This is a genomic window from Roseovarius sp. A-2, assembly GCF_002072155.1.
GTDB lineage: Bacteria > Pseudomonadota > Alphaproteobacteria > Rhodobacterales > Rhodobacteraceae > Roseovarius.
This window is the reverse complement of the sequence record NZ_BDIY01000015.1, coordinates 1-25,604: the sequence shown is the minus strand read 5'-3', so window position 1 is coordinate 25,604 and position 25,604 is coordinate 1. Positions and strand designations below refer to the sequence as shown.

General features: G+C 63.0%; 29 protein-coding genes. 12 read left to right on the top strand and 17 right to left on the bottom strand.

Annotation, left to right across the window (positions count from 1 at the left end; genetic code table 11):
• The first annotated feature begins 137 nt into the window (after positions 1-137).
• Positions 138-566 (top strand): VOC family protein, encoded by a 429-nt coding sequence (locus BHD06_RS15340; protein WP_080457853.1) that lies wholly within the window; start codon positions 138-140, stop codon positions 564-566.
• Complete coding sequence (locus BHD06_RS15335) at positions 533-1,237, top strand: DUF1194 domain-containing protein (RefSeq protein WP_080457852.1); 705 nt, start codon at positions 533-535, stop codon at positions 1,235-1,237. Before BHD06_RS15340 ends, BHD06_RS15335 begins: the two co-directional genes overlap by 34 nt.
• Here BHD06_RS15335 and BHD06_RS15330 read toward each other — a convergent pair.
• The 3 genes from BHD06_RS15330 to BHD06_RS15320 form a co-directional block, all read right to left on the bottom strand.
• Positions 1,231-1,731: a MarR family winged helix-turn-helix transcriptional regulator gene (locus tag BHD06_RS15330; protein WP_080457851.1), complete on the bottom strand. Its 501-nt coding sequence runs from the start codon at positions 1,729-1,731 to the stop codon at positions 1,231-1,233. The genes BHD06_RS15335 and BHD06_RS15330 overlap by 7 nt on opposite strands.
• 91 nt (positions 1,732-1,822) lie before the next feature.
• Positions 1,823-2,047 (bottom strand): succinate dehydrogenase assembly factor 2, encoded by a 225-nt coding sequence (locus tag BHD06_RS15325; RefSeq protein WP_080457922.1) that lies wholly within the window; start codon positions 2,045-2,047, stop codon positions 1,823-1,825.
• A 34-nt stretch (positions 2,048-2,081) separates the two neighbouring features.
• Entirely contained in the window at positions 2,082-2,483 is a 402-nt protein-coding gene (locus BHD06_RS15320; RefSeq protein WP_080457850.1) for a helix-turn-helix transcriptional regulator, read from the bottom strand.
• An 85-nt stretch (positions 2,484-2,568) separates the two neighbouring features.
• Here BHD06_RS15320 and BHD06_RS15315 point away from each other — a divergent pair, with 85 nt between their 5' ends.
• The 7 genes from BHD06_RS15315 (at position 2,569) to BHD06_RS15285 (ending at position 9,960) form a co-directional block, all read left to right on the top strand.
• Positions 2,569-3,771 (top strand): pyridoxal phosphate-dependent aminotransferase, encoded by a 1,203-nt coding sequence (locus tag BHD06_RS15315; protein ID WP_080457849.1) that lies wholly within the window; start codon positions 2,569-2,571, stop codon positions 3,769-3,771.
• 8 nt (positions 3,772-3,779) lie between these two features.
• Positions 3,780-4,181 carry a hypothetical protein gene (locus BHD06_RS15310; protein ID WP_080457848.1) on the top strand — a complete coding sequence of 134 codons (402 nt, stop codon included), beginning with the start codon at positions 3,780-3,782 and terminating at the stop codon, positions 4,179-4,181.
• Between the two features lie 63 nt (positions 4,182-4,244).
• A complete protein-coding gene (locus BHD06_RS15305; RefSeq protein WP_080457847.1) occupies positions 4,245-4,853 on the top strand; it encodes an ImuA family protein in 609 nt (202 codons plus the stop codon).
• A 159-nt stretch (positions 4,854-5,012) separates the two neighbouring features.
• Positions 5,013-6,101 (top strand): DNA cytosine methyltransferase, encoded by a 1,089-nt coding sequence (locus BHD06_RS15300; RefSeq protein ID WP_254892440.1) that lies wholly within the window; start codon positions 5,013-5,015, stop codon positions 6,099-6,101.
• On the top strand, positions 6,101-6,946 hold the full coding sequence (locus tag BHD06_RS15295) for an NgoMIV family type II restriction endonuclease (protein ID WP_080457845.1): 846 nt from the start codon (positions 6,101-6,103) through the stop codon (positions 6,944-6,946). The genes BHD06_RS15300 and BHD06_RS15295 overlap by 1 nt, the downstream gene beginning before the upstream one ends.
• A 636-nt stretch (positions 6,947-7,582) precedes the next feature.
• Positions 7,583-8,230 (top strand): hypothetical protein, encoded by a 648-nt coding sequence (locus tag BHD06_RS15290; RefSeq protein ID WP_176214371.1) that lies wholly within the window; start codon positions 7,583-7,585, stop codon positions 8,228-8,230.
• Between the two features lie 506 nt (positions 8,231-8,736).
• A complete protein-coding gene (locus tag BHD06_RS15285) occupies positions 8,737-9,960 on the top strand; it encodes an MFS transporter (protein ID WP_080457843.1) in 1,224 nt (407 codons plus the stop codon).
• Between the two features lie 8 nt (positions 9,961-9,968).
• Here the strand turns inward: BHD06_RS15285 and BHD06_RS15280 are convergent, their stop codons facing one another.
• From BHD06_RS15280 to BHD06_RS15255, 6 genes are all read right to left on the bottom strand, one after another.
• Positions 9,969-10,340, bottom strand: a complete 372-nt coding sequence (locus BHD06_RS15280; RefSeq protein WP_139784758.1) for a GFA family protein — start codon at positions 10,338-10,340, stop codon at positions 9,969-9,971.
• Complete coding sequence (locus tag BHD06_RS15275) at positions 10,337-11,083, bottom strand: rhomboid family intramembrane serine protease (protein ID WP_080457842.1); 747 nt, start codon at positions 11,081-11,083, stop codon at positions 10,337-10,339. Before BHD06_RS15275 ends, BHD06_RS15280 begins: the two co-directional genes overlap by 4 nt.
• Positions 11,084-11,199: 116 nt before the next feature.
• On the bottom strand, positions 11,200-12,120 hold the full coding sequence (locus tag BHD06_RS15270) for an OmpA family protein (RefSeq protein ID WP_080457841.1): 921 nt from the start codon (positions 12,118-12,120) through the stop codon (positions 11,200-11,202).
• 5 nt (positions 12,121-12,125) lie between these two features.
• Positions 12,126-12,698: a peroxidase-related enzyme gene (locus BHD06_RS15265; RefSeq protein WP_080457840.1), complete on the bottom strand. Its 573-nt coding sequence runs from the start codon at positions 12,696-12,698 to the stop codon at positions 12,126-12,128.
• A gap of 3 nt (positions 12,699-12,701) precedes the next feature.
• Positions 12,702-13,421, bottom strand: a complete 720-nt coding sequence (locus tag BHD06_RS15260; RefSeq protein ID WP_080457839.1) for an N-acetyltransferase — start codon at positions 13,419-13,421, stop codon at positions 12,702-12,704.
• A complete protein-coding gene (locus tag BHD06_RS15255) occupies positions 13,418-14,140 on the bottom strand; it encodes a molybdopterin-binding protein (RefSeq protein ID WP_080457838.1) in 723 nt (240 codons plus the stop codon). Before BHD06_RS15255 ends, BHD06_RS15260 begins: the two co-directional genes overlap by 4 nt.
• 45 nt (positions 14,141-14,185) lie before the next feature.
• Between BHD06_RS15255 and sfsA the strand changes: the two genes are divergently transcribed.
• Both sfsA and map read left to right on the top strand, forming a co-directional pair.
• Positions 14,186-14,887: a DNA/RNA nuclease SfsA gene (gene sfsA / locus BHD06_RS15250; protein WP_080457837.1), complete on the top strand. Its 702-nt coding sequence runs from the start codon at positions 14,186-14,188 to the stop codon at positions 14,885-14,887.
• Between the two features lie 72 nt (positions 14,888-14,959).
• Positions 14,960-15,769 carry a type I methionyl aminopeptidase gene (gene map, locus BHD06_RS15245; protein ID WP_080457836.1) on the top strand — a complete coding sequence of 270 codons (810 nt, stop codon included), beginning with the start codon at positions 14,960-14,962 and terminating at the stop codon, positions 15,767-15,769.
• A gap of 8 nt (positions 15,770-15,777) precedes the next feature.
• On the opposite strand, the gene BHD06_RS15240 is transcribed toward map, so the two are convergent.
• The 8 genes from BHD06_RS15240 to bhcA all read right to left on the bottom strand — a co-directional run bounded on the left by BHD06_RS15240 (position 15,778) and on the right by bhcA (position 24,448).
• Positions 15,778-16,827 (bottom strand): ABC transporter ATP-binding protein, encoded by a 1,050-nt coding sequence (locus tag BHD06_RS15240; protein WP_080457835.1) that lies wholly within the window; start codon positions 16,825-16,827, stop codon positions 15,778-15,780.
• A 5-nt stretch (positions 16,828-16,832) separates the two neighbouring features.
• Positions 16,833-17,669, bottom strand: coding sequence for a sn-glycerol-3-phosphate ABC transporter permease UgpE (gene ugpE / locus BHD06_RS15235; protein WP_080457920.1), 837 nt, complete (start codon positions 17,667-17,669; stop codon positions 16,833-16,835).
• 20 nt (positions 17,670-17,689) lie between these two features.
• Entirely contained in the window at positions 17,690-18,571 is an 882-nt protein-coding gene (gene ugpA / locus BHD06_RS15230) for a sn-glycerol-3-phosphate ABC transporter permease UgpA (protein ID WP_080457919.1), read from the bottom strand.
• Positions 18,572-18,608: 37 nt separating this feature from the next.
• A complete protein-coding gene (ugpB, locus tag BHD06_RS15225) occupies positions 18,609-19,916 on the bottom strand; it encodes a sn-glycerol-3-phosphate ABC transporter substrate-binding protein UgpB (RefSeq protein WP_080457834.1) in 1,308 nt (435 codons plus the stop codon).
• Between the two features lie 143 nt (positions 19,917-20,059).
• A complete protein-coding gene (gene bhcD / locus BHD06_RS15220) occupies positions 20,060-21,052 on the bottom strand; it encodes an iminosuccinate reductase BhcD (protein ID WP_080457918.1) in 993 nt (330 codons plus the stop codon).
• Positions 21,053-21,063: 11 nt separating this feature from the next.
• Positions 21,064-22,227 carry a 3-hydroxy-D-aspartate aldolase BhcC gene (gene bhcC / locus BHD06_RS15215; protein ID WP_080457917.1) on the bottom strand — a complete coding sequence of 388 codons (1,164 nt, stop codon included), beginning with the start codon at positions 22,225-22,227 and terminating at the stop codon, positions 21,064-21,066.
• Positions 22,228-22,274: 47 nt separating this feature from the next.
• Positions 22,275-23,243, bottom strand: coding sequence for a beta-hydroxyaspartate dehydratase BhcB (bhcB, locus tag BHD06_RS15210; RefSeq protein WP_080457833.1), 969 nt, complete (start codon positions 23,241-23,243; stop codon positions 22,275-22,277).
• Positions 23,244-23,254: 11 nt separating this feature from the next.
• Entirely contained in the window at positions 23,255-24,448 is a 1,194-nt protein-coding gene (bhcA, locus tag BHD06_RS15205; protein WP_080457832.1) for an L-aspartate--glyoxylate aminotransferase BhcA, read from the bottom strand.
• A 204-nt stretch (positions 24,449-24,652) separates the two neighbouring features.
• Here bhcA and BHD06_RS15200 point away from each other — a divergent pair, with 204 nt between their 5' ends.
• A complete protein-coding gene (locus BHD06_RS15200) occupies positions 24,653-25,480 on the top strand; it encodes an IclR family transcriptional regulator (protein WP_080457831.1) in 828 nt (275 codons plus the stop codon).
• Positions 25,481-25,604: the final 124 nt, after the last annotated feature.

The window sequence follows — 25,604 nt, the reverse complement described above, 5'->3', positions numbered from 1 at the left end:
TGAGTCGTTGCCCACTATATCTTGCGGGGAGGCGATGCGCCAAGCCGATATCGGGTGTTCCCGGCGGCGGCTTTGCCCCCTCGACATCGGGGCGCGGGCCACTATCCTCTGCGAGAACGCAAACACGGAGGCATAGGATGAAAATCAGGTATCTACACACGATGGTCCGGGTCAAGGATCTGGACGCGACGCTGCGGTTCTTTGGCTTGTTGGGTCTCAAGGAAACCCGCCGCTCGGACAATGAAGGGGGCCGTTTCACGCTGATCTTCATGGCACCCGAAGGGCAGGAAGAATGCCCGGTCGAACTGACCTATAACTGGGATGGCGACGAGGGGTTGCCCTCGGACAGCCGGCATTTCGGGCATCTGGCCTATTCGGTCGAAAATATCTACGAGACGTGCCAGCATCTGCAGGACAATGGCGTGCTGATCAACCGCCCGCCGCGCGACGGGCGCATGGCCTTTGTGCGCAGCCCCGACAACATCTCAATTGAGCTGTTGCAGGAGGGCGAGCCGCTGGAGCCCGCCGAGCCATGGGCAAGCATGGAAAACACCGGCCATTGGTAAGATGGGCGGCCTTGTTGTCGGGGCTGTTCGCGGCCCCGGCAGAGGCGGCCTGCCGCCTCGCGTTGCTGCTGGCGCTCGACGTGTCGTCCTCGGTCGATGCCCGGGAATATGACCTGCAGCGCGCAGGTCTGGCGGGGGCGCTCGATTCGCCCGATATCCGGCACGCGATCCTGAGCGGCGAGGGCGATGTCGCGCTCGCGGTCTATGAATGGAGCGGGCCGTTCCAGGAAAAGCTGCATCTCGACTGGACGCTGCTGCGCAGCCAGGCCGACATCACTCGCGCGGCGGCGGTTCTGGCGGGGATGGAACGCTCGACCTCGGATTATCCCACCGCGCTCGGTTCCGCCCTGGGCTATGGTGCGCATCTGATGACGCGCGCGCCCGATTGCGCGCGCCGGGTGATCGACGTGTCGGGCGACGGAATCAACAATCAAGGGTTTGCGCCGGCGCTGGCCTACAAGCATTTCCCGTTTCAGGGGATCATTGTGAACGGGCTGGTGATCCTGGGGCATGATACGACCGTGCTGCGGCATTACCGCGACGAGGTGCTGCGCGGTCCCGGCGCGTTTCTGGAACTGGCGCAGGGGTTCGAGGATTTCGAGCGCGCCATGGGACGCAAGCTTTACCGTGAAATCAGCGATATCGTGCTGGGCGCGCTGCCCGTTCAGTAGATATAGCGGATCTGGTCGGTCCAGTACCGCTCTACCCGGCGCAGCGACGAGGTGATCAGGTCGATCCCGTCGGGGCCGAGCACGCCGCGCCCCTCCAGCCCTTCGGCGTGGCGGGCAAAGAGCCCGGCCACCACATCGCGGATACCACGCCCCTTTTCGGTCAGGCGCACGCGAACCGAGCGGCGATCCACCTCGCAGCGTTGGTGGTGCATATAGCCCATATCGACCAGTTTCTTGAGATTGTAGCTGACATTGCTGCCCTGATAATAGCCGCGCGTCTTGAGCTCGCCCGCAGTGACCTCGTGATCGCCGATATTGAACAAGAGCAACCCCTGTACCGCATTGATGTCGAGGATGCCGAGACGCTCGAACTCATCCTTAATGACGTCAAGCAACAGCCGGTGCAGCCGCTCAACCAGCGACAGCGCGTCGAGATAGGTCGTGATGAACGCGGTATGCCCGGTCGGCGGGCTCAGGGGTTTTTGAAAGCTCATATCCGTCTCCGTGCGTGGCAGCTCGCATCGGAAACTGGGGCAAAAAGCCAAATAATAGGTTAAACCGCGACAATGACGCGTAAAATCCGATCTATTTTCCCGAACAGGCCACGCCCGAGATGTCGCTGATCAGATCGGCAAACCGCGACGGGGGGGCGACCTGGCCGGTCACCCACTGATAGAGATCCTGATCGTTTTCCGACAGCAGCGATTCGTAGGTGCCGAGGCTGTCATCGTCCATCGCCGCCAGCCGGGTCTCGGCATAGCGGCTCAGGATGATGTCCATCTCCTTGATGCCGCGCCGCATGGAGCGCATCGCGAGACGCTTGAGACGGTGCTCGCGCGGCTCGTCACTCACCGGCTTCTTCCCGCAGCTTGGCGCGCAGACTCTTCTCGATCCGGCCGAGACGGTCGGTGGAATAGATGAGCTGCGCACGGATGTCGCGGATCTCGGTCAGCATCTGGCTGATATCGGGGGACAATTCGCCGACTGTGGGCGTATCGGGCCCGTCACCCTCACCCGAGAGCAGCCAGAGCAGCGAGACATTCAGCAGCCCCGCCATCATCGACAGCTTGTTGGCGCGCGGCTCGGACTGGTCGTCCTCCCATGCCTTGAGTGTCTTGAGCTTCACGCCGAGGCGTTTGGCGAGGTCCCCCTGCGTCATGCCCGCGCGTTCGCGCGCGCCCGCTACGCGATCACCGAAGGTGGTGGCATCGGGGTCGAACCAGCTGTCATTGGTGTCTGTTGTCATCTCATCCCTTTCCGGCGATCATCCTTGATCAACCTTTGGGCGCACCCTATGAGATCTGTCAGATGAATTCAAACCGGAGGCGGCGATGTCCGATCTGTCAGCGACATTATCGCGCGTGAAACCCTCGCCCACCATCGCGGTGACGACTAAGGCGCAGGAACTGAAAGCAGCGGGGCGCGACGTGATCGGCCTCGGCGCCGGAGAGCCGGATTTTGACACGCCCGACCATATCAAGGCGGCGGGCATACGCGCGATTCAAGAGGGCAAGACCAAATACACCGCCGTCGATGGCATCTCCGAGTTGAAGGCGGCGATCTGCGCCAAGTTCAAACGCGACAACGGGCTGGACTATGTGCCCGCTCAGGTCAGCGTCGCCTCGGGCGGCAAACAGATCCTCTACAACGCGCTGATGGCGACACTCAATCCCGGTGACGAGGTGGTGATCCCCGCGCCCTATTGGGTCAGCTATCCCGACATGGTGCTGCTGGCGGGGGGCGAACCGGTGGTGGTGCCCGCGGGGATCGAGACCGGGTTCAAGCTGACGCCCGAGGCGCTCGAGGCCGCGATCACGCCGAAAACCCGCTGGTTCATCTTCAACTCGCCGTCGAACCCCACCGGGGCGGGCTATACATGGGACGAGTTGAAGGGCCTGACCGACGTTCTGCTGCGCCATCCCCATGTCTGGGTGATGACCGACGACATGTATGAACACCTCGCTTATGACGATTTTCAGTTCTGCACGCCCGCACAGGTGGAACCGGCGCTTTTTGGGCGCACGCTGACCTGCAACGGCGTCTCCAAGGCCTATTGCATGACTGGCTGGCGGATCGGCTATGCGGCGGGGCCCGAGCGGCTGATCGGGGCGATGCGCAAGATTCAAAGCCAAAGCACCTCCAACCCCTGCACGATCAGCCAATGGGCGGCGGTCGAGGCGCTGAATGGCAGCCACGATTTCATCGCCGAGAACAACGCCGTTTTCACGCGCCGCCGCGATCTGGTGGTGTCGATGTTGAACGCGATCGACGGAATTGAGTGCCCGGTGCCCAACGGCGCCTTCTACGTCTACCCGTCGATTGCCGGGCTGATTGGCAAGACCAGTGCTGGCGGCGCGCTGATCGAGGATGACGAGGCCTTTGCCACCGCCCTTCTGGAAGAGACCGGCGTCGCCGTGGTCTTCGGCGCGGCCTTCGGGCTTTCGCCGAACTTCCGGGTCAGCTACGCTACCTCCGACACGGCGCTGCAAGAGGCCTGCGGGCGGATACGGGCGTTCTGCGAAGGGCTGAGATAGGGGCGGACATGGCGGGCGATCTCCCCGATTACTACTTCCGGGTCCGCGAGAACGGGGCCTTCGTGTTCCGGGTGGATACCGAGAACCGGCAACGCCGGATCGACATGGACCAGATCGCTGTCGTCAATATCCGCAAGTCCGAGATCAAGCCGCATGGCGACCGCGAGTTGAGCGAGGCCGATATCGCCGCGATCACCGACTGGATGACCGAGCGGCAGACGATCCTCGATCACCGCGATATCGACGATATCCTGCGGGCGGTGGATTACCTCAACACCACCACCCATTGGGCGCAGTCGCGTGCCACCGATGAGCAGTTGGAGCAGGTGACGGATGCGCTCCTGCTCGCGATGCACGATCTGCGCACGGTTCTGGTGCGCAAAAAGGCCGACCGGTTGCTGAAGGACTAGCGCGACATCCTCGCGCGCTAGCCCGCTTGAGAACAATCAGCGAACATACTATGCTCGGCTCCCATGGACACCGCGCTCCTCATCCGCCAACAGCACCGCCCGCGCCCGGCTCTGCGCTTCCTCGGCGCGCTCGATCTCGTGCAGGCGCGTCTGCATGAGGCCTGCGGCCCCGCCCGCCACAGCCTCGCCATGCTGCTCATCGGGGTCACGCGCGGCCCGGTGCTCTGGATCGCGCCCGCATGGGCCACCGACCGCCTCAACCCCGAAGGCGCCTGCGCCTTCACCGACGCTGAGAACGGCCCCGAGCGCCTGCTCTTCGCCACACCACAGCGGCGCGAGGATCTGCTCTGGTGCATGGAAGAGGCGCTGCGCAGCGGGGCGGTGCCGCTAGTCATCGCCGACCTGCCGGGGCCGCCGGGCCTCACCCCCGTGCGTCGCTTGCATCTCGCCGCCGAGGAAGGCGCGACACGCGGTTATCACCGTCCCCTCGGCCTGATCCTGACACCGGGCGAGGGCGGCGCGCCGGGGGTCGAGAGCCGCTGGCACATGGCCCCCGCGCATACCCTCGACACCGATGGCTGGCATCTCGAACGCCGCCGCGCCCGCGACGCCCCGCCCGCCGCATGGCACCTCTCGGGCCAGCCCGGCGCATGGGCGCTCAAGCAAACGTGACATCCCCCCCCCGCCGCCACACCTTCGGCGACGCCGGCTTTGCCAACCTCGTCAGGCCGGTGATCGGCCTGCGCATCGTGGCGCGGATTGAGAGGTAGGGGAAGACGGCCGATCAGTCGGCCTACAGACTAGCCCAAGGCCATTTGGGATGAATAATCATTGATCTATCAACCACGCTATGAGTACATAACAAGAACAAAAGCAATGCAAAAAACTATATATGGTCACTTCCAACGCTTTTCCTACAAGGTTATGCTACCAAGAAAAGGGCGATTGATGCAGTCGAATCTCACCTCCGTTGAACTATGCGCCGGTGCCGGCGGTCAGGCTCTGGGCATGGAGCGTGCAGGTTACACCCATCAGGCTCTGGTTGAGATCGACAGACACTGTCGCGATACCCTGGTGCTCAACCGCCCCTCGTGGAACGTTGTGGATGGCGACCAAGCCGACCTCGCAAATTTTGACGGGCGTCCCTACACGGGTATCGACGTCCTGGCGGGGGGCCTTCCTTGTCCGCCATTTTCCGTAGCCGGCAAGCAACTTGGCCACGCCGATGAGCGCAATCTCTTCCCCGATGCGCTGCGCCTTGTTGACGAGATGAGGCCGCAGGCCGTGATGATTGAAAACGTGCGCGGTTTCCTCGATGCGGTGTTTGCCGACTATCGTCAGGGGCTCAAGCGGCAACTCCGCAAGCTGGGTTACGAAACCGACTGGCATCTCTTCAATGCCTCTGACTTTGGCGTCCCGCAACTGCGCCCGCGCGTGGTAATCGTCGCGATCCGCAAGGACATGTCCGAGAATTTTTCATGGCCTGTCTCCAGCGGAACGTCGCCCCTGAGCGTTGGCGAAACCCTCCGCGATCTCATGGCCGCAAACGGCTGGCGCGGTGTGGATCTCTGGAAGGAACACGCCGACGACATCGCCCCGACGATCGTCGGCGGATCGAAGAAACACGGCGGTCCCGATTTGGGGCCAACACGGGCCAAGCGCGCATGGGCAACACTTGGCGTTGACGGCATGGGCATCGCCAATGAGGCCCCGGCATGGGATTTCGTAGGCATGCCCCGATTGACCGTGCGCATGGTCGCACGGCTGCAAGGCTTCACCGACGATTGGCAGTTCTCCGGCAAGAAAACCCCGGCCTACCGGCAAGTGGGCAACGCCTTCCCCCCGCCCGTGGCCGAAGCTGTCGCGCTCAGGATCCGAGAGGCGATTTCAACCCGCAGATCCGTGCAGGTCGTCGCCTGATGAGCGAGGGATGGCTCACCAAGGCGCGGCGTGAGTTCCATGCAACCCTGCTTGCAGGCATCCTGACGAAAAGCGCATCGGGCGTTCCCAGCAATGCCGACAAATCGTCCAGGCCCAGCTGCGACATCGCCAGTGCCATCCTCGACCAGCTCGGCCCGGCCACAACCGCGCCCAAGCTTCCCGGCCAAACCGCAGGTTCCGATTTCGAAGGCGTCTGCGCGCGCTTTGTCGGCGTATCCTTCGAAAGGATGGCCCATCTCCGCCCCGGCACCTTCACGGTCAACAAGGGTGGCGGCATCGCGACATTCGATCAATACGCGCATCTCGACGAGCTTGAGGCGATCGCCAGGGCCAATCGTGAAATCGCCACCGCCATCGGGTCGGATTACCTGATCAAGCCCGATATCGTCGTCTCCCGCACGCCCGAGAGCGACGCGACGATCAATGCCAACGGCCCAATGGTGGATGCCGGGACCGCCCGCCTGTCCAGCCTGCGCGCCGTCAACCAGCCGCTCGCCATCCTGCACGCCTCGATCAGCTGCAAATGGACCCTGCGCAGCGACCGCGCGCAGAATGCCCGCTCGGAAGGGCTCAACCTCGTCCGAAACCGCAAGGGCCGCCTGCCCCATATCGCCGTCATCACCGGAGAGCCGACACCCGGTCGTATCGCGTCACTGGCGCTTGGCACCGGGGACATCGATTGCGTCTACCATTTCGCGCTCTACGAATTGCGCAGCGCACTCGTCGATCAGGGCCGCGAGGAAACGCTGGACCTTCTCGATACCATGATCGAGGGCAAGCGCCTCAGGGACATTTCCGACTTGCCGCTGGATCTCGTGACCTGATCCAGCCGGAGACCGGCCCCACCGCCCGCGCGGCACCGAGGCCCGTGACCACCTCACCGTGCTGCTGACAGAGCAAATCGACCGGCGTGATTTTGGCACTCCCGGTTTTGCCGACCGCGTCGGGCCACTGATCGACCTCCGGATCGTGGCGCGAATTGAGAGGTAGGGAGGTGCGCACTCCCGGTGAGGCCGAGACACGAGGGCAACGCCTGCCGTCGAACCGGAGGTTCGCCTGCGGCGAAACGGGCAGGCAGGCGCTGACCGGCGGTGCCGCCGGGCGGGAGATATGGGCAATGGCGTGAGTCACGTGGATACCTTCGCTCGGGTCGGCGGGCCGACGATACCCTTGGAGGATGGCTTTCAGCCCGAAGCGGATTCAATGGCCTTGGATCGAAACTGCGCAAGCCGACCTTCGCTGCATCCTCCGCGAACTGGTAAACTGCGGACGAAGTGAGCTTTCGCTGCTGAGGCACCAAGGGCCGCTTTCTGATTTGATCGGGCACGAAAAAACGAAAGTATGTTCGCTTTTGGAGCTTTAAAGCAGCGACTATGAAGGCTATTTTCGAGGATTTTGGGGACAGACTGGTCTGCCCCCAATGGCGCGTTAGAATCGATAAGCTTAACAGGGGAAATGACTTGGCGTTCACAAAAGAAGACGCGGAAGCGTACCTAGCTGCTAACAATGCACACATAGATCGACTTCGCAAAACCATCACTAACCTCGTGACTATGCAGCATGTACTCTACTTTTTTGAAAAGCTTGAGCACATGGAGGTCGATGACATCACTTCTGTGACCAAGAACTGGACGATGGAGATGGAAGCCTACCTCACGACGATTTCGGTTTCCTATGGTCGGCTGTTTGCAGAAAGCAAAGGCGCGCGGGTACTCAAGAAGAAGCTAATCCCCAAACATCTATGGGATGCGCATGAAGAGGTCATTGCCCTTCGAAATGAACGCTACGCCCACCATGGCGACCACATAACAACAGCGCCCGAACTAGAGCTTTTCGTATATGAACAAGAGGTGCTTACTCAGTTGCATTGGCGCTCGAACATGCCGAACGGCGCTCCGCCAAGCTGGAAAGAGCTTTTCCTGTGGGTGGATGATTTTCTCAAGGAGTCGTTCCAAAAACAGATGGCTTACATGAGCCAAACATCAGGCAAAGAGTGGGTGCCTTTTGATCCTGATATTACCTTCAAGCAAGCACATGAAGTTGAAGGAGCAGGGGGCGGGTTGCCCCCTTTGATGGACAGCATTTCCAAACTCAAGGATTCAACTTAAAATCCATCGTGGGATATTCGCGGTTCGCAATGGTGTGCTGGATCGCTAGAAGATTATGTGAATTGCTTAGCAGAAAGCGGCTCATACGTAAATTGCATCAAGTAGATGACCGTTAAACCTGATGCACCACGTCGCACCTATAGCCGACATTCGTGCGGTTCGCAGCATTGGTCAACGTGAGCTCTCACCAGGCCTTCGCCGCACGCTACACGAAAGGCCGCTGCCGGGAAACCGGCCAAACTTTGCAAAGGTTGCTATCTGCGCAAAGCCGCCCCTCAGCCTTACCCAAACGCCAGACAGACCGCGCGCGCCATCCCCACCGCACGCCCCATTCACCCCACCACCCCCCGAAATCCGCACCGACGGAATACCGACGCGATACAGCCGGTCAAAACCCCGTGATTTCCGGGCGTTAACCGTGATTTCCGGCCTTTGGCCCGAAACCGACACCGCCATGTCGAAAACATGTGGTCCCGCCCCCCGCATCCTGCCATTCTGGACCCACCATGCGCCTGATGATTTCCTTCGCAGCCCTCTTTCTGTCGGTCGTTCTGCTGCAGCTGTCCACCGGCGGGGTGGGCCCGCTCGATGCCCTCTCGGGTCTTGCCCTCGACTTCTCCACAGCGCAGATCGGCCTTTTGGGATCGGCCCATTTCGTGGGGTTTTTCATCGGTTGCTGGGTCGCCCCGCGCCTGATGGGCTCGATCGGTCACAGCCGCGCATTTGCCGCCTTCACCGCCATGGGCGCGATCGGTTTGCTGGCCCATATGCTGGTGATCGACCCCTATGCCTGGTCGCTGATGCGGGTCGCCTCGGGCCTCTGTGTGGCAGGCTGTTACACGGTGATCGAGGCGTGGTTGCAGGCCAAAGTCACCAACGAGACCCGGGGTCGCACCATGGGCGTCTACCGGGTGGTGGACATGGGCGCATCCCTGGCTGCGCAGATGCTGATTTCCGTATTGGCTCCAGCCTCTTACGTCTCCTATAACCTGCTTGCACTGCTGTGCTGCGCAGCCCTTCTGCCGCTCACGCTCTCGCGGCTGAGAGAGCCTGAAACCCCCGCCGCCCCGCGCCTGCGCCCGATGCTTCTGATCGCCTGCTCGCCGCTGGCGGCCGCGGGTGTTCTGGTGGCCGCGCTGTCGTCGGCCTCGTTCCGCATGGTGGGGCCGCTCTACGGCGGTCAGGTTGGCCTCGCCGTCGATCAGATCGCGGGCTTTCTGGCGGTCTTTGTGCTGGGCGGCGCGGTCGCGCAATACCCCGTCGGTTGGCTCGCCGACCGCTATGATCGCCGGTGGGTTCTGATCGGCCTGTCGCTCGCCGCGATCCTGTCGAGCATCACCACCGCCATGACCAACAACCTCGAAACCTTCGGCATCCTTATGACGGCATTCTTCTTCGGCATGACCACCTTTCCGATCTACTCGGTCAGCGCCGCGCACGCCCATGATTTCGCCGATGCGTCAGAGCGGGTGGAACTGTCAGCGGCGCTGATGTTCTTCTTCGCCGTCGGCGCCATCGCCGCCCCCCTCATGGCCTCCACCCTGATCGAGGTTTATGGCCCCGCCGCGATGTTCGTGATGATCGCGGCAGGCCATGCTGCGCTGGTGCTATTCGGTCTGATCCGGATGCGCATACGCCCCGGCGCCGAGACCCGCACCGCCTATATCTGGTCGCCGCGCACATCTTTCCTGATCGGCCGTCTGACCGGGCGCAGCCGCGACCCGGAGTGAGCCGGGCGTTACGTATCCGAGGGATGATTGACGCCGTCCTCCCACGGGATCGGGTCGAACTCGCGCGGGTTGGTGCCCGCGATGGCCCCCAGATTGACGCCGTATTCCTCGGGGTTGGAACGGCGCTGGTGATGGGTATAAATCCCGCAAATCCGGCAGAAATAATGTTTCGCCGTGCCGGTGCCCCATTGGTAGAGCGTCAACGCCTCCGCCCCCTGCACGATCTCCAGATCCGCGAGTGCGACGCTGACCGTGGCAGGGCCCCGCCTGCGGCAGAACGAGCAATCGCAGCGATGCACATCGCCGAACGCAGGGTCGCGCGGACGCAGGCGCAATTCGACCGCGCCGCAATGGCAGGTCGCTTTCAGGGGCTGGGTCATCGGCGTCTCCGGACACGGGGGATGGGGGTGCGGCGAAAGCGATAGCTGGTTTCGGGATAGGGTGGTTTGCCGTCATGGCTGGCCCAGAATCTCCGCCCGCCAAGCCGCCGGAAGACCGGCAGCGTCAGCACCACGCCCGTAACAAAGCCGCCGGCATGCGCCCAATAGGCGACGCCGCCGGTCTGTGCGCTGCTGCCAAGCCCGGCCAGCACCTGAAAGGCGAACCAGAGCGCCAGCATCAGCGCCGCCGGAATCGTGATCACCCGGAAGAAGATGATGAAGATCAGCAGGATGTCGACCCGCGCGCGAGGAAAGAGCAGAAGGTATCCGCCCATTACCCCGGCGATTGCCCCCGACGCGCCGACCGTCGGCACCATCGAGCCGGGGCCGCCCAGAATATGCGCAAGGCTCGCGATGACGCCCGAGGCGAGATAGAAGGCGAGGTAGGGCAGGTGGCCCATCCGGTCCTCCATATTGTCGCCGAAGATCCACAGAAACAGCATGTTGCCCGCCAGATGCATCAGCCCGCCATGCAGGAACATGGAGGTGAAGAGCCCGGTGTAATCGCCCGCCTGCGTGACCTTGGCCGGGATCATGGCCCAGTCGTAGAAGAACAGCGTCAAGGCGCGTTCATCCGCGAAAAGCGACCAATAGCTGAAGAAAATCAGGATATTGAACGCGATTAGTGCATAAGTAACATAAGGCGTGCGGCCCGAGGGGTTATGATCGCGGATCGGGAACATGAGGGGCAAACTAACGCGGTTGGTGCGCGCCGGAAAGGCGGTTTTGCACGGGTCGGCGGAGATTGTGAGCCGGCCCGGCTGATGCGCGCGCGCGCGAAAAGGCGCCCGGTGCCGGGCTAGAAACCCGCTATCACCACCGCCTCGACCCGTCGGTTGTTGTTACGACCGGCCTCGCTCCGGTTGGGGGCGCGGGGCGAGAGAAAACCGATGCCATGCGCCTCGATCCGCTCGGGGGCAACGCCATGATCCTCGATCAGCCGCGTGCGCACCGCCTCGGCGCGGGCCTGCGATAGCGCGATATTGCTGTCGAGCGTGCCCACCGTATCAGTATGTCCGACCAGTGCGATCCGCATCTCGGGGCTTACGCGCATCGCCTCGGCCAGGGCGTCGAGGCTGTCATGCGGTCCGGGCCCAAGCGTGGCTGCGCCTGATCCGAAATCCAGCCCTGAGAGGACGGCATGGCCCTGCGCGCGCAGGGTGTCGACCAAGGGCGTCGGCGGTGCTGCCGTGTTATCGGGCGCGTCGCTTGGCAGGGCTGTGGCATGGTCTGCGGGGCGCACATGGGTCGCCTGTACATAACCGCGCCCGCCCGCCGCGCTGATCATCAGCATGGCATGCTCGGCTGTGGCCCCAATGCCGCGCTCGGCCAGCAGGTAGCGGTAATCGAAGAGATCCACGAACATCGCGGGGGCGGGCAGGACCGGCGTGTTGAACCGAAAGTCGAAGCCGCCGCATTCCTCGGCGGCGCAGTCAAAGACCACCTCCCACCCGGATTTGTCCAATGCGTCGCGCAGGGGGCTCAGCACCTGCAACGTGCTAAGGCCGCGGTTGGGCAGCCGCCAGGCGCGGTTGTGAACATCGCCCTCCAGCCGCAGCCGGGGCATAGCACCATCCTCGTAGGGGCCCGAGGGCAGGCGGATCGTATCGGCCTCGCGCAGGATGTCGGCGGTCTGCTCGGACGTCGCGGGCAGGGGCAGATCGAGTGCGTGGACCGGGAGTGTCAGCCCGATCAGCAGGGTTGCGAGAACGACGCGCACCGGCCTTACCGGGCCTGTGCGTGGTAGGCGGGATTGGGCTGCATGGCCGTGGCCGAGGCCACGCGGTTGGTCATGTTGAAGAACCCCGCGACATTGGCGATGTCCCAGATGTCGCGATCGGCAAAGCCCTCCTCGCGCAGGGCGGCACGATCCGCCTCGGTGATCTCGGAGGACGCCTTGGTGATCTTCTCAGCAAAGGCTAGCATCGCGGTCTGGCGCGCATCGAGCGTGGCCGCGCGCCAGTTCATCACCATCGCCTCGCCCAAAGCCGGATCGCCCGACAATTGCCGCACCGCCGCGCCATGCGCCACCTGGCAATACCAGCAGCGGTTGATCGAACTGACCACCACCGCTATCATCTCGCGTTCCAGCTTGCTCAGCCCCGAGGGGGCGAGCATCAGGTCATTATAGAGCGCGGTGAAGGCGTTGAGCTTTTCGATATCAAAAGCGTAGGCCTTGAGCACATTAGGGACCATGCCCAGCTTGTCCTCGCAGATATCGAAATATTTGCGGGTCTCGTCGGGCAGCGGGTCGACCATTGGCAGGTCGAGGGCTGTGGTTGTATCGGTCTTGGTCATGGCTCAGTCCTTCTGGCGGTAGTGATACTCTCCCACAGGTACAAAGCCCATGGAAGTGTAGAGGCCGTTGGCCCCCGCATTGGCTTGGGTGCAGAGCACGGCGACATGCGCGGCCCCGTGACGGGCGGCCCAATGAGCGGCCTCGATCATCATCCAGCGGCCCATGCCCGCCCGCCGGTGGGCCGCGCGCACCTCGAGCGCGTGGACCATGGCGATGCCCTGATGCAGACCGGCATAGCCCACGGCGGCGGGGCGGTTGTCATGCCGACCGAACAGGCCGGTCTTTGGGCACGTCGCACGCCCCATCACCGCGATGCGGGCAGGTCCGATGCCGCCCTCGGCCCAGATCTCGCGCATGATCTCGAGCGGTTCCCAGACCGAGAAAGTGGTGACACGTGGCGGGGTCTCGACCGTCAGTGCGGCGACCGGGGCCACGTAGAGATTGACCGGATCGACCACGCGGTAGCCGTGATCGGCGAGCATGGCATCAAGCGGGTCGTCGCCGGCGCGAATCTGGAACAATGCGTCCTGTCCCAGCCCGCGCATCGCGGCCTCGGCACCGGAGAGTTCCTCGGCCGTCAGCGCCCGGGTCGCGGTCGCCGCCGAGACCCGCTTGCCGCCGCCCGCGCCGTCGCGGATGATGACCGGGCCGCGCGTCTCGGTGCGTGCCGGGGGCCATGTCGCCTCGGTCACGGCATAGAGTATCTGCGCATCAGGCCTCATCCGGCGAACATCTCGGAGAGTTCGGCCATCGCCGCGTCGACCCGCGCGCCGTCCTGTCCCCGCACCACGACATTGGACCCGTGACAGCCATCGCGCATGAACGGGTAGGACCCAAACGACAGGTCCGGGTAGCGCGCCGCAAGATCGGTCAGCGGCCCGGCGATATCGCCCTCGCCGCGCCGCACCTCGAGCGTTTGCGACAGGACCGGCGCGCCGCCGGTGATCGTGGGCAGGACCGAGGCCAGCATCGCCTGAAAGATCGACGGCACACCGGCCATGACATGCACGTTCTCGATGGTAAAGCCGGGTGCTGCGCTGATCGGGTTGTCGATCAGCGTGGCACCGTCGGGAATGCGCGCCATGCGCAGGCGGGCCTCGTTCAACTCCTGCTCGCGGGCGGCGTAATGCGCGACGAGGATCGCGCGGGCATCGTCGCGCACGGAAATGGGGCGATCAAAGGCGCGGGCGACGTTCTCGGCGGTGATGTCGTCATGGGTGGGGCCGATGCCGCCCGAGGTGAAGACCACGTCATACGCGGCACTCAGCGCCTGCACGCCCGCGACGATGGCGTCGGGGTCATCGCTGATTACCCGCACCTCTTGCAGGTCGATGCCTGCGCGGGTCAGCTCGCCTGCCAGATAGTGCATGTTGGCATCGCGTGTCCGGCCGGAGAGGATTTCATCCCCGATGACAAGCATGGCGGCACTCGGGTTGGGCATGGGGGCCTCCTTGATCTGCGGATGTCTTCGGTATAGGCGCAGCGCATGCGCTTTCAAACCCCTCTCGTGCCCGCACGGCTGATCCGTCGCTACAAGCGGTTCCTGGCCGATATCCGGCTGGAGGATGGCAGCGAGGCGGTGGCGCATTGTGCCAACCCCGGTTCGATGATGGGGCTGGCGGAGCCGGGCACACGGATCTGGGTGGAGCCCAACGACGACCCCCGCAAGAAGCTGAAATACGGCTGGCGGCTGGTCGATCACGAGAACGGACATTTCACCGGCGTCGATACCGGCCTGCCCAACCGCGCCCTGCGCGCCGCATTGCAGGCGCGCGAGGTGGCGGAATTGGCGGGCTATGATACCGTGCGCCCGGAACAGAAATACGGGGCGGGCAGCCGGATCGACTTTCTGCTGTCGGGCGCGGGCCTACCCGATGCCTATGTCGAGGTGAAGTCGGTGACGCTGTCGCGGGCACCGGGCACGGCCGAGTTCCCCGATAGCGTGACCGCGCGCGGCGCTAAACATCTGGGCGAATTGGCGAGGGTGGCGCAGGCGGGCCACCGGGCGGTGCTGTTCTACCTCGTGCAGCGCAGCGATGCGCAAACAGTCCGCGTGGCGGGCGATATCGACCCCGGCTATGCACGCGCGCTGGAGGCGGCGCGGGCGGCGGGGGTCTCGGTGCTGTCATATCGCGCCGATATCAGCCCTGATCAGATCACGATCGGTCACAGACTGCATCACGACTAGGATCGCCCCTCTGGTCCTTCGGAACAAATGGGCCTAGTTAAAGACAAAACAGACCACGACATGAGGCCAGATGTGAAAAAACACCGGGGACGCACCACGCGCGAGGGCATCCGTATCCACGAGGTCGCGGATTTCGCAGGCATGCATCAAGCAGGGCGGCTGGCCGCAGAGATCCTTGACGAGATCGCCGACCATGTGTTCGTGGGCCAGACCACCGGGGCGATTGATGCGCTGATCGAGGAGAAGGTGAACGCCGCCGGGGCCAAATCGGCGACCATCGGCTACAAGGGCTACAAGCACGCCAGTTGCATCAGCGTCAATCACGTGGTCTGCCACGGCATTCCGGGTGACAAGGTGATCAAGGATGGCGATATCCTGAATGTCGATGTGACCGTGATCGTCGATGGCTGGTTCGGAGATACCAGCCGGATGTATGTGGCAGGAACGCTCTCACGCAAGGCCGAGCGGCTGATCCAGGTGACGCATGACGCGCTGATGAAGGGGATCGAGACGGTGCGCCCCGGCAATACGTTCGGCGATATCGGCCATGCGATCCAGGCCTATGTCGAAGCGCAGCGCATGTCGGTGGTGCGCGATTTCTGCGGTCATGGCCTCGGCCGGGTGTTCCATGCGCCGCCTAATGTGCTGCATTACGGGCGCGCGGGCGCGGGCGCGGTGCTGGAAGAGGGGATGTTCTTCACCATCGAGCCGATGGTGAACCTCGGGCGTGCCGAGACCAAGGTGCTGTCCGACGACTGGACGGCAGTGACTCGCGACAAGTCGCTCTCGGCGCAGTTCGAGCATTCGGTGGGTGTGACGGCAGACGGGGTGGAGATTTTCACCCTGTCGCCTGCGGGCCGGTTTCATCCGACCTGGGGATAAGGCGCGGCTCAGGTCAGACGCCGGCGCGTGGTCTTATCGAAGAAATGCATATGTTCCGGCGTCACCGACAGGCGCAGCGCCTCGCCGCCATGGCCCACGTTGTGCACGCCTGCAAGGCTCGCGGTGAAGGCCGTGCCGTCGGGTAATTTACCATGCAGGAGCGTGTTCGCGCCCAAGGGCTCGGCCAGTTGCACTTGCAAGGCGATCGGGCCGTCGGGGTCGGGCACCAGATGCTCGGGGCGCAGCCCGAGCATGACAGGGCCCTGTGCGGCGGCTGGATTGGGCAGGCGCATGTCACCGACATGCAACGCGCCGTCGCGACCCTCGGCCTCGACCACGTTCATCGACGGGCTGCCGATGAACTGCGCGGCAAAGAGGCTTGCGGGCCGTTCATAGACATCGAGCGGCGTGCCGATCTGCTCGGCGATCCCTTCGTTCATCACAATCATCCGGTCGGCCATGGTCATCGCCTCGACCTGATCATGGGTGACGTAGAGCGCGGTGATCCCCAGCTTGGCCTGCAATTCGCGGATTTCCAGCCGCATTTGCACCCGCAATTTGGCGTCGAGATTCGATAGCGGCTCGTCAAAGAGAAACACCTTGGGTTCGCGCACGATGGCGCGGCCCATGGCGACGCGCTGCCGCTGTCCGCCAGAGAGCTGTTTCGGTTTGCGATCCAGCAGCTCGGTCAGTTGCAGCAACTCCGCCACGCCCTGCACCTTGGCCGCGATCTCTGCCTTGGGCAGGCCCTTGATGCGCAGGCCATAGCCCATGTTCTGCGCCACGCTCATATGCGGGTAGAGCGCGTAATTCTGGAACACCATCGCGATGTCGCGGTCCATCGGCTCAAGGTCATTGGCGCGGGTGCCGCCGATGCGTAATTCGCCTTCGGTGATCGTCTCCAGCCCCGCCACCATGCGCAGCAAGGTGGACTTGCCACAGCCCGAGGGGCCGACAATGACGATGAATTCGCCATCGGCCACGTTGATGCTCACGCCCTTGATCACTTCGGTGGAGCCAAAGCGTTTCTTGATATCGTCCAGTTCTACGGTTGCCATGTTGCCTATTTCTCGCTGTCCACGAGTCCGCGGATGAATAGTTTCTGCATCGAGATGACCACCAACACCGGCGGGATCATCGCAAGGATCGAAGTGGCCATGATCACCGGCCAGTCGGCCACGTCATCACCGCTCGGGAACATCTGTTTTATCCCCATCACGATGGTGTTCATCGACGGATCGGTGGTGATCAGCAGCGGCCAGAGATACTGATTCCAGCCATAGATGAACAGGATCACGAACAGCGCCGCAATGTTCGTGCGGCTCATCGGCAAGAGGATGTCCCAGAAGAACCGCATCGGGCGCGCCCCGTCCACCCGCGCGGCCTCGGCCAACTCGTCCGGGATGGTGAGAAAGAATTGCCGGAAAAGAAACGTCGCCGTGGCCGAGGCGATGAGCGGAAAGATCAGCCCCGAATAGCTGTTGAGCATCCCGAACCCCGCGATCACCTCGTAGGTGGGCACGATGCGCACCTCGACGGGCAACATCAGCGTGAGGAAGATCAGCCAGAAGAACAGGTTGCGCGCCGGAAATCGGAAATAGACGATGGCGAAGGCCGACAGCAGCGAGATGATGATCTTGCCCACGGCGATCCCCACCGCCATGACCAAGGAGTTACCCAGCATCACCGCCACCGGCACGTTGACGCCCGAGACGAGCGCGGCGGTGTAATTCTCGATGAACTGATCGCCGGGCCAGATCGGCATCGGGGGCTGCACGATTTGGGGTTGCGTGACGGTCGAGGCGACGAAGGCGAGCCAGATCGGGAAGAAGATCACGAGCACGCCCGCGATCATCACCAGATGGGTAAGCCAAAGGCCGAACCCGCGCTTTTCGACCATGCCTGTGATCTCACCCGCCATCAGTAATGCACCCGCTTTTCGACATACTTGAATTGCAGCACCGTGAGCAGCCCCACGACCACCAGCAGGATCACCGATTGCGCGGCAGAGGAGCCGAGATCCTGCCCCACGAACCCGTCAGAAAATACCTTGTAGACGAGGATCGTGGTGGCCTGTTGTGGCCCGCCGGAGGTGATGGTGTGGATGACGCCGAAGGTCTCGAAGAAGGCATAGACGATATTGACCACCAGCAGGAAGAACGTAGTCGGCGACAGGAGTGGCAGCACGATGGTGAAGAACCGCCGCCAGAACCGCGCGCCGTCGATCGCCGCCGCCTCGATGATCGAGCGGGGGACGGCCTGCAATGCCGCGAAGAAAAACAGAAAATTGTAGCTGATCCGCCCCCAGGCGGAGGCGACGACGACCAATCCCATCGCCTCGCCCTCGTTGAGCACATGGTTCCAGTCATAGCCCAACTGTCCCAGATACCACGCCACCACGCCCACCCGCGTGTTGAACATGAAGAGCCACAGCACGCCCGCCACCGCCGGGGCCACGGCATAGGGCCAGATCAGCAGCGTCCGGTAGACGCCTGCCGATTTCACCAGCCGGTCGGCCATCACCGCGAGAAACAGCGCCGGGATCATCGCCGCCAGCGTGACCAGCGTGGAAAAGATCGCGGTGGTGATGAAAGAGGCGCGATAGAACGGATCGCCGAGCAGGTATTCGAAATTCTCAAGGCCGACGAATTGCGACGACAGGCCGAACGGGTCGGGGATGAACAACGATTGCCATACCGCCTGACCGGCGGGATAGAAGAAAAACACCGCAGAGATAAATACCTGCGGCGCGATCAGACAGAGCGGCAAAAGCCAGCCCTTGAAGGTGACGCGCTTTTCCATGCGGGGATAAAGGGGGCGGTCGCCCGCCCCCATGCCTTCAGTTGCTGGCGCGTTCGAAGCGGCGCAGCAATTGGTTGCCGCGCGTCACGGCCGAATCGAGCGCCGCCTGTGCATCCTTGTCGCCGGACCACACGGCCTCGAGCTCTTCGTCGATGATGCCGCGGATCTGGTCAAAGGAGCCGAGCCGCAGACCCTTGGAATTGGCCGTGGGCGCGTTGGTGGTCATCTGTTTCACCGCCACATCGGTGCCCGGGTTTTCCTCGTAGAAGCCTTGCTCCCGGGTCAGGTCCCCGGCGGCGGAGGTGATCGGCAGATAGCCGGTATCCTGATGCCATTTGGCCTGAATCTCGGACGACGACAGGAAGTTGAGGAACGCCCCCGCCGCCTCGTATTCGGCAGGCTCATGCCCCTCCATCGCCCAGAGCGACGCGCCGCCGATGATGGTGTTCTGCGGCGCACCCTCGACACCGTCCCAATAGGGCAGCGGGCGCACGTCGAACTCGAACTGCGCCTCGGATTTGATGCCCGCATAGCCCGCCGAGCTTTCGGTGAGGAGTGGGCATTCCCCGGCGCGGAAATTCGCGCTGCCCTCGTTGCGGCGACCGGCATAGATGAACTTGCCCTCCTCGGCCCATTCGCCCATCTGCGCGATATGCTGCACCTGCACCGGCCCATTAAAGGCCAGCTCGGTGTCGAGCCCGGCAAAGCCATTGTCCTGCGTGGCGAACGGTACATCGTGATAGGCCGACAGGTTTTCGAGGTGAATCCAGCTTTGCCATGCGGTAGTGAGCGGGCAGGAATGCCCGGCCTCGGCCAGTTGATCGAGCACGGCATCGACATTCTGCCATGTGCTCAGATCGGTATCGGGGTCTATGCCCGCGCCACTCAAAGCGTCGCGGTTGACCCAGAGCACGGGAGTGGAGGAGTTGAACGGCAGCGACAGCATCTGCCCGTCGGTGGTGGTGTAATAGCCCTTTACCGCACCGATATAGGCGTCGGGGTCAAAGTCGTCTCCGGCCATCACCTCGTAAACCGGTCTGATCGCGCCCTTGGCCCCCATCATCGTGGCAGTGCCCACCTCGAACACCATCAGGATATGCGGCTGCTCGCCCGCGCGAAACGCGGCGATCCCGGCGTTGAGCGTCTCGGAATAGTTGCCCTTGTGGGTGGCATTCACCTTGTAGTCGCTCTGGCTCTCGTTGAACGTTTCGACCTGCTCGGCCACCAACTCGCCCAAGCGCCCCGTAAAGGCATGCCAGAACTGGATTTCGGTTTCGGCCAGTGCGGCCAGCGGTGTGAGCGTCGTGGTGGTAACGAGCGTCGCGCCAAGTGCAAGGCTGCGCATGATCTTCTCTCCCTGATGATCTTCGGGCCGCGCCCATCCCCGGACGACGGCAGGTCGCGACAGGCTACACAGAAAACGCGAACAGGCAACCGTGCGAACGGCTGCCTGTCCAAAAATCACCGAATTGTCACAGTGTCCCGGGATCAGAGGCTGACGGGTGTCACCAGCCCCCTGTCCCGCGCGATCCGTGCCGCAACCGAGGCCACTGCGAGATCCTGCAAGCCCACCCCGGTGCCATCGAACAAGGTGATCTCTTCGGCGCTGCTGCGCCCGGCATGGGTGCCGTTGATCACCGCGCCGACGGGGGTGATGTCGCCCTCGGAAATAAGCCCCTGCGCGACCGCATGCTGCGCCTCGCCGATGCTGATCGACTGCGCGATCTCGTCGGCAAAGGCTGTGGCTCGCTGGAAGAGCGCCGGGTCGATCTCCTGCTTGCCCTTGGTGTCGGTACCCATGCAGGCGATATGTGTGCCGGGCTTGATCCAATCGGCCATGATCAGCGGCTCGAAGGCGCTGGTGATCGTGATGATCACATCCGCCTGCGCGCCCAGTTCCTGCTGGCTCACGCCTTCGAAGGCCAGTCCCAGCTCCTCGGCCACTGCCTGTAGACGCGGCAGCATGTCGGGATGCGGGTTCCAGGCCACGACCTTCTCAAAATCACGCTGCTCGGCTGCGGCGCGCAATTGGAACGTCGATTGATGGCCCGCTCCGACCATGCCCAGGACCTTCGAATCCTCACGCGCCAGATGCGCGATCGAGACCGAGCTTGAGGCCGCCGTGCGCAGCGCGGTGAGGTAATTGCCCCCCACCAGCGCCGACAACTGTCCGGTATCGGGATCGAACAGGCACACCGTGGATTGGTGGTTGGTCAGCCCCTTGTCCATGTTGCCCGGCCAATAGCCGCCCGCCTTGAGCCCGAGGGTCAGGCCGGATTTGTCAAACCCGCCCTTGAAGCCATAGAGCGCATCCGCATGGCCGATCGCCTCGCGCACCACCGGAAAGTTATAGGCTTCACCCTTGGCCATCGCGCCGAATACGGCCTCGACAGCTGAAAACGCCTCGGCGCGGCTGATCACCTGCTGGCAAATCCCCTCGCCGACGATGACGACACCCTGAGCCTCTACTTGCTTATCCATCATGCCTGTCCTCAATAGGCCCGACCACGGGCCGAGACCGGCCAGACGGTTTCGACCTTGCCGTTTCGCACGCCGACATACCAGTCATGCACGTTGCAGGTCGGGTCGCAGTGCCCGGGCACGAGGCGCAGCTTCTCGTTGATCTTGAGCACGCCATCGGGGTCCGCGACCACGCCATGCTCGTCCGAGCATTTGACGTATTCCACGTCCGTGCGGCCAAAGATGAAGGGCAGGCCAGAATCCACCGACTGCGCCTTCAGCCCCGCATCGACGATCGCCTTGTCGGCCTTGGCGTGGCTCATGACCGAGGTCAGGATGAACAACGCGTTCTCCCATTCGCCCTGGTCAATCCGGTTGCCGTCCTTGTCCAGAATGCGCCCGTAATCGGCATCCATGAAGGCGTAAGAGCCGCACTGAAGCTCGTTATACACCCCGGAATTGCCCTCGAAATAATAGCTGCCGGTGCCGCCACCGCCGACGATGTCGCACTCCAGCCCCTCGGCCTTCAGCCTCTCGACGGCATCGCGCACTTGCGCCACCGCGAGGTCGATCTTGGCCTTGCGGTCCTCGTACTTGTCCATGTGCTGCATCGCGCCCTGATAGGCTTGGATACCGGCGAATTTGAGGCCCTCTGCGGCGTCGATGGCCTTGGCGATCTCGACCACCTCGGGTGTCGTGGTCACGCCGCAGCGCCCCGCGCCGCAGTCGATCTCGACCAGACATTCGATCTGCGTGCCATGCTTTTGCGCCGCCGCCGACAGATCGGCCACATTGGCCAGGTCATCGACACAGCAGATCGTGCGTGCGCCCAGCTTGGGCATCCGCGCCAGACGGTCGATCTTGGCCGGGTCGCGCACCTGATTGGACACCAGCACGTCCTTGATCCCGCCACGGGCAAAAACCTCGGCCTCGCTCACCTTCTGGCAGCAGACACCGCAGGCGCCGCCAAGGCTTTCCTGCAGTTTCGCCACATCCACCGATTTGTGCATCTTGCCGTGCACCCGGTGGCGCATGCCGTGGTCGCGTGCCCAATCGCCCATCTTCTTGATGTTGCACTCCAGCGCGTCGAGATCGAGCACGAGGCAGGGCGTCTGGATCTCGGCCTCGTCCATGCCCGGCAGGGCAGGGATGTCAAAGCCCACTTCGTATTCTTCGAGATTGATCACGTCTTTCATGGTATCCTCCGGTTTATCCATTTGGCCGGGCGTGGCCCGGGCTGTCCTCATTTGATCCAGGGCAGTTTGTCGAGATCGACATTGCCGCCGGTGATGATGACACCGACTCGCCTGCCCGCGAACACGTCGCGGTTTTTCAGGATCGTCGCCAGCGGCACGGCGGAGCTGGCCTCGATCACGATCTTCATCCGCGCCCAGATCAGCTTCATCGCGTCGATGATCTCGTCTTCGCTGGCGGTCAGGATGTCGGTCACGTTGTGGCTCACGAAATGCCAGGTGTTGTCCTTGAGCGGCACCTTGAGCCCGTCGGCCACGGTCTCGGGTGCGTCATCGGCGATGATATGCCCGGCCTTGAAGCTGCGATAGGCGTCATCGGCCTGCTCGGGCTCGGCGGCATAGATCTGCACATCGGGCGCGATGTTCGACAGCGTCAGGCACGTGCCCGAGATCATTCCGCCACCCCCGATGGGCGCGATCATGGCGTCCAGCCCCTCGGTCTGCTCCATCATCTCCAGCGAACACGTGGCCTGTCCGGTTATGACGCGCAAGTCATTATAGGGGTGTACGAATTCCGCGCCGGTCTCGGCCTGCACGCGTGCGAACACCTCCTCGCGGCTGGTCGTCGAAGGCTCGCATTCGGTGATGATGCCGCCATAGCCACGCACCGCGTCTTTCTTGGCCTGCGGCGCGGTGCGCGGCATGACCACGTGACACGGGATACCCCGCCGCCCGGCGGCATAACTGAGGCTGAGCGCATGGTTGCCGGAACTGTGCGTCGCCACGCCCAGTTTGGCCACCTCGTCTGTCAGCCCAAACACCGCGTTCGACGCGCCACGCACCTTGAACGCGCCCGCCTTCTGAAAGTTCTCGCATTTGAAGAACAACTCCGCGCCCGTCAGCTCGTTCAGAAAGGACGAGGTGAGTACCGGCGTGCGGTGGATATAGGGCTTGATCCGCTCATGTGCCGTACGCACGTCCTCTATGGTCAGATCGTCCGGGCTTCGTTGGTCCAGCATGCTCTCTCCTTTCATGCGGCTTGTTCGGTCAGAACCGGCTTGGCGGTCTTGCGATAGTAATCCTGCGCCGCGATCACGCCAGAGCCCAGTTTGACCGGATAGTTCAGATCGGACATCGCCATTTCGATGGTGGCCAGGCCCGACAACATCATCGCATCCGTCAGGCTGCCCAGATGGCCGATGCGGAAGGCGCGGCCGTTCATCTCTCCCAGTCCGACGCCAAAGCTCATGCCATAGGCGGCAAAGGCGCGCTCGGTCAGGGCGTTGCTGTCAAATCCGTCAGGCACATAAATGGCGCTGACCGTGTCGGAGTAAAGCTCGGGCGATTGTGCCACGAGACGCAGACCCCATGCCTTGACCGCGCGCCGCACGCCTTCGGCCAGGCGCGTATGGCGGGCATAGACATTCTCCAACCCTTCCTCGAACAGCATGTTCAGGCTCTCGGCCATGCCGTAGATCAGTTGCAGCGGCGGGGTGTAGGGATAGCCGCCCTTGGCGTTCGCATCCAGCATATCACGGAAATCGAAGAAGGTGCGCGGCAGTTTTGCGCCCTCCATCGCCGCGAGCGCCTTGCCGCTGATCGCGAGGATGGCCATGCCGGTATTCAGCATGAACCCCTTTTGCGAGCCGGAGACCGCGATATCGACGCCCCAGCCATCCATCTCGAAGGGCATCGAGGCCAGGGAACTGACGCAATCGACCATCAAGAGCGCGGGATGCGCGGCGGCATCCATCGCGGCCCGCACCGCGCCGATATCGGAGCGCACGCCGGTCGCGGTCTCGTTATGGGTGACGAGCACCGCCTTGATCGCGTGGCCGCTATCGGCGCGCAGCGCCGCCTCAAACTTGTCGGCAGGCGCCCCGCTGCCCCAGGGGCATTCGATGATCCGCACGTTCAGCCCGTGGCGTTCGCACATGTCGATCCAGCGATGGCTGAACATGCCGTAGCGCGCGACAAGAACGGTGTCGCCGGGCGACAGCGTGTTGGTGATCGCCGCCTCCCAGCCGCCAGTGCCCGAGGCCGGGAAGGTGATTATCTTGGCTTCCGATGCGCCGAACACCGTCCGACACCCCGACAGCACCGGCGTCAGCGTGTTGATGAAAGCGGGCGAGCGGTGGTCCTGAGTCTGCACCTGCATCGCGCGGCGCAACCGGTCGGGAATATTGGTCGGGCCGGGAATGAAAACCGGGTTCTGATCTGACATGACACCATCCTCCTTGGGTAATGCCAGTACTATGACGGATGCTCACCTTTTCAGCAATTTTCTTGAAAACGTTTTTCATTTAATAATTTAAATATGTAAAGCTATGATATGAAATGATTTTCATTTTCCCACCTTTGCCCTATATAAAATCATGGAAAATATTTTTATTCTGAATGCAGCCGCCGACCAAGGGAGTCGCAAATCATGACCCAGACCAAACGCCCCCGGGGCCGCCCCAAATCCCAATTCACCGAAAGCAGCGCAGGCACGATGCAATCGCTCGACCGCGCGCTTGGCGTGCTGACCACGGTGGCCCGGCAGGAGGGGGTGAACCTCACCGACCTGTCGCTGTCGCTCGGCATTCCGACCGCCACAACGCACCGCATCCTCACCACCCTGCAAAAGCGCGATTTCGTCCGTTTCGACGAAGAGCGTCAGGACTGGACCATCGGCATCGAGGCCTATCGCACCGGCGTGGCCTATCTCAAGCGCACCAACCTGTCAGATGCCGGTCGCCCGGTGATGCGCCGCCTGATGGAGCAGACCGGTGAGACCGCCAATCTCGCCGTGCCCGACGGGGCCGAGGTGGTGTTTATCGGCCAGGTTGAAACCGGTAACCCGATCCGCGCCTTCTTTCCGCCGGGGTCACGCACGCCGATGCATGCCTCGGGCACCGGTAAGGCGATTCTCGCGGCCCTCCCCGAAGACCGCCGCCTTTCGCTGCTCAAGGGGGCTGGGCTTCAGGGTTTTACCGAGAACACCCACGTGACGCCGCGTGCGCTCTTTGAAGACCTCGAACAAACCGCCGCGCGGGGCTGGTCCTTTGACCGCAACGAGCGTTACGAGGGTATGTCCTGTATCGGGGCTGCGATTTTCAACGACCGGGGAGAGCCCTGCGCAGGCGTGTCGATCTCGGGTCCGTCCTCGCGTTTTTCCGACGCGCGCCTGCCGGAATTCGGCCGCGCCGTGGCGCAGGCGGCAGCACAGATCACCCACCTGATCGCGGGGCAGGGGCGCGACCACGCCAGTTAGCCCGGAAAATTCATGAAGAGGCGGTGAGAGTGGCGTAAAGTTATGAAATCGTGTAGATTTTGAGTGTCGAAGCCAAAATTCTGGATTTCGAGGAGCCACCGCTCACCATGGACAAATCTACACG